Annotated in this window: 1 protein-coding gene and 2 pseudogenes; all 3 read right to left on the reverse strand. The window is 24.7% G+C overall.

Annotated elements, in window-relative coordinates; all coding sequences use genetic code 11:
* Positions 1-362 (reverse strand): annotated as a pseudogene (locus tag ELQ16_RS09680) (hypothetical protein); the annotation flags it as partial.
* Between the two features lie 10 nt (positions 363-372).
* Positions 373-3,864, reverse strand: a complete 3,492-nt coding sequence (locus ELQ16_RS09685; RefSeq protein WP_134239431.1) for a hypothetical protein — start codon at positions 3,862-3,864, stop codon at positions 373-375.
* Positions 3,861-4,476: pseudogene (locus ELQ16_RS09690) on the reverse strand (hypothetical protein); the annotation flags it as partial. The pseudogene ELQ16_RS09690 and the gene ELQ16_RS09685, both read right to left, overlap by 4 nt.

The following is a 4,476-nucleotide window of genomic DNA, read 5'->3' on the forward strand; positions in this document are numbered from 1 at the left end:
TATCTTTCTTTTTTAGTTTTTAAAGATTTATAATAAGCTTTTTCTGCTTTAGTCCAAGGAGCTATGCTTCCTTTAATGGGATCTTTTAAATATATACTTTGCCAATCTTTAAATTCAAGCAAAGTAGAAGCTTGTCCTGTGTAAAAGTTAGGATCTAGGTATTGGGGTTGATAATTAATATAAGGAGAGGTTCTTAAAATTCTATCGGCTTCAAACAAAGCTTTAGAATATTCTTGGGTGTATTTGCCTACCTTGCGCCCATCTTTTCTTTTATCAAATATAATTTGATTTGTATTTTTATCAACTTCTAATATAAGTCCATTAGAAGTATAAATCTCGTAAATATCTTTATTATCACTCATTTTTATCCTTTCATCCTATATATAAACCATCTTCCATGATTATAGTCGTGGCTAATCTGCCTATGAATTTGTTGGAATAATCTTGGGATTTGTTAATATCATTAAAATCTTCTTTATCTTTTCTTCTATTTCTTTCATTATCAACATCTTTATTATTTATCCCCCTATACATCACTTCTAAATTATGTTGTCCTATGGCTTCTAAATTCTCCATCAATCTTCTTGCCTTTTGCCTATCTTCTATGAAATTACCCTTTTCATCTTGGGTAGTATTATAAATACCATTTGCATATTCATATAAAATTTGTATAGCATCATTATAAGCTAAGATAGGGTGTTGTTTTATTACTGGGTGTTGTGTTTTATACTCTTCTTTTCTTTGAAAATGCTCTAGCTTATATGTATTACAATTTCTAAGTTCTATATTGTTTTTTTCAAAAAATTCCTTATCATTTAAGATGTATTTGCCCTCATTGATTTTATCTTCCATAAAAGCCCTTCTTTTCTCATCTAAAATAATATAAGATAAAAGTCTTTTTAAGGCAAATTCTCTAGCCTCATTTGAAGTTGTAGTGCAAGCAATACTAGGATAATAATTAAGCCCACCTGTGCACAATAAAGAACCAAAAATAAACTCAGATAAATCAAAACTCATAAATCTAGAATTTATCAATAAAGGATAGGTTAAGTATTCTTCTTTTTTTACAGCTAAAGGAAAATCATAATTGTAAGTAAATTTTTCATACATTAGTTTTTCATATAAAATTTTTAATCTTTCATAATTTGTAGGTAAAAGTGTATCGATAAAAGATCCTGCTAAATTTTTTAACACATCTACACTTAAATTTTTACTTACTTTAATAGAAAAATCAATAGCTAATTGTTTTCTTACTTTTGATATCAAATGAATTTGCTTAGCTTTATCCAATCTTGAAAAACTCTTTGACTTTTTTAACTCGCTGGCATATTCTGATTGACTAAAATAATAATAATTTGTTCCTATTTGATATAAAAAAAGCTTATTGAGTGGCTTTTTACTTTTTGGGTTGATTTTTATAAAACGCCCTTTAGGATTAAGCGCATAAAATATCCCTAGTTCTTTAAAAAAATGTGCTTTAAAACTAGAAAATAATTTATTGCCATAATGCTTTTTATCGGAGCTTGAATTTATAAAAAATAAAATCATTTTTTTAAAAAAATCAGGCTGACTCATAAAAAATTCTGTAAAAGGAAAAAGTTGCTTAATAATGCTAAAAAAAGTGATATCTAAGGATAGTTTTGCAAGCTCATTATCAAGCATAATTTCTTGAATACTTTTATCTAAATCCTTTTTTGTAGGAAGTGTTTGATTTGTTTGTATATTTTCTTCAAATTCAATTTCATCATCAAAGCTTTCATTTAAGGTGTTTAAAAATTTCGCATAAGTTTGATCATCTTCTTCGAGATCATTTTCAAACATAGCTTTAGCTAATTCATCTAAATAGATGACTTCATCTTCTTTTTTATTTTTATTTAACTCTTTGGATAAAAAGATGTAATTTTTTTTATCATTATCATAAAAATAAATATCATCGGGGATAAATGAAATATATTTTTCTGAATAATTTGGTATTTCAATCTTTTGATAATTGAGTGAAACTTCTTTATCGCCATAATCTAGATTTGGAATTACAATATTTTTAATGCCAAGAGAATATTCTTGCGTAAAAGCTAAGTCTTTTTGTAAAACATGCAAAGTTAAAGTCAATAAAACAACCGTTAAAGACGAGTATTTCTTAAAATCTATATCTTCATGTTTAGATACGAAAGGTTCTGTATTAATGATTTGCATTAGATCATAATGCGAATTAAACTTGTCTAAATAATCATTAAAAAGTTCTACATACACTTCTGTTTTTTCTTTTTCTTTTTTGCTGATTTCCTCAAGTTCTTTAGGTAATTTAAAAAAGTTATCAATATAAGCAAATTTTTGTTTAGCTTTTTCGTATTCTAATTGCTTGCCTATATACTTTGGTGAATAAAGTTTTGCCCAAGAAGATGTTTGATTATAAAACTCAAAATATCCCTTATATTTTTGATAAATCTGTCCATCAAGTTTCACAAAAGGACAAAGTTGCAAGACAAAATCATCTTCTTTTTTAACATCTCTTTCTATAAAATAAGAACCATAATCTCTTTTGCTAGGAAAATCGCCTTTTAATGCAAGTTTTTCATTTTTTGTAAGGGCTTTAGGACGATTTTTTATTATTGCTCCTAATTTTTTTTGATACAAATCTTCACAAAGTGCTGCATTGTTAAGCTGTGGTGGATTGGTAATAAACAAATAATTTTTACCCATTTTTGTTGTATTGATTTGATCGGTATTTTTTTTATCTAGTATCATTTCTACTAGCATGGAAGAATTTAAATCAGGATATTCTGCATAAAAGAAATGATTAAGTTCAGAAATATTTAAATTGATTGCTTTTTTTAATGTTGTATCAAAATTTTTTAAACTAGAATTAATCAAAAGTGTATTATTTAATTTTTCGTTTTCAATTTTTGGATTATTTTCTAAAAAATTATCAAAAATACCTTGAAATTCTTCATCTAAAATAATTTTATAAAAGCTATTTCTATAAAGGCTAATTGAAGGTGCATTAGCATAAGATGAAAAATCTAATAGTATTTTATCATCTATAATTAATACATCAGATAAAATTTCTTCATTGCATAAAGCAATAATAGGATAAAGTTTACTGGTAATAAGTTCTAAAAGTGGATAAGCAAAATCATAATAATATTTTTTTTCCTTATACTCTTGATATTCAGAGTAAGAATTATAAGCTTCAAATAATGCATTTACAACAAAAACATAAGGATTTTTTTTGACTAAAGAGATAGGTTTTTTAAGATTGGTTACAGAATCTAATATATTGATAAAAAATTTTGCTATAGCTCTAATAATTTGCTTATATTCATCATCGTTAGATTGAGTAATATTTTTTAAAAGTGTATTAAAAAGTGTATCTAGGGTAAGTTGTATCTTTGGTTTAATCTCTTGCTCAAAATAATCAGATTCTTTGATATTTTTTAATAATATATTTAATTCTTTTTGAATTTCTCTTAAAAAATTTTCAATATTTTCTTCATTATTTTCATCAATAATTTTATTAAGCGTTTTATTTTCATTTTGATTGATTATATTATTTAAAAATTTTAAATTATTAAAGATAATTTTTTTAATGCTAGATAAATTTTTATCAGAGCTAAAATTTTGTTCTTTTGTGATTTCATCTTTATTAGCTTGATTTAAATGTATAATTTTAAAAGTTTTTTTATTATCAATTTTAAAATTATCTTCAATAGTATGTAATGTTTTATACAAAGAATTCTCGGCTTCTTTATATCCATCAAAATCACCACATATAAAAATAACTTTATTGGCATTTTTGGTAAGATTTTTTATTTCTATTTCTAGGTTATGATTTGATGTGATTAAAGTAAAATTGTTTATTTTCATATTCTAGCCCCATTCACCACTACAAATTTACAAACATAAAGCTCTTGCTTTCTATCTTCATCTTCTAAGATTTCATCTAGTCCTTTTGCGATTTGAAGTTTTAAATTTTGCATTTTAGCAGGAGCTAAAAAACTAAAATGATATTCGTTTAATTCTTTATTGTCTTCTAGGGAATTTTTGATGATTTTATCATACTCATGTAGCTGTGTAAAATACCCTGCTCCTAAATCTTTATATTCAAATTCTTTATAAGCACTTTTATAAACTTTAGCAATATTTTTTGGGATAATAAAATAAAGTTTGATTAAATTAGTATCAAAACTAAAATTTAATTCTTTAAATTCATAATCTTTACTAAAGTCTTGTTTGAATTGATTAAGAATATTTATATCCTTTATATCTTTTAAATCTTGTTGTTCTATATTTAATTCACTTAAAGCTTTATTTTGTTCTTTTTTTTCATTATTGATCAAAAGATTATATATAGGTAGGTTATCTTTTTGAAATCTATCACTTTTATAATGAAGTCTTATTATAGGTTCTCTTAACTCTGTTTGAGTTTTGCTTTGCTCTCCTAAGCCCTCCTTAGGATCAAAACTATGATCAAATTTA

It is taken from the genome of Campylobacter sp. US33a, from assembly GCF_004378855.1.
Taxonomy (GTDB): domain Bacteria; phylum Campylobacterota; class Campylobacteria; order Campylobacterales; family Campylobacteraceae; genus Campylobacter_D.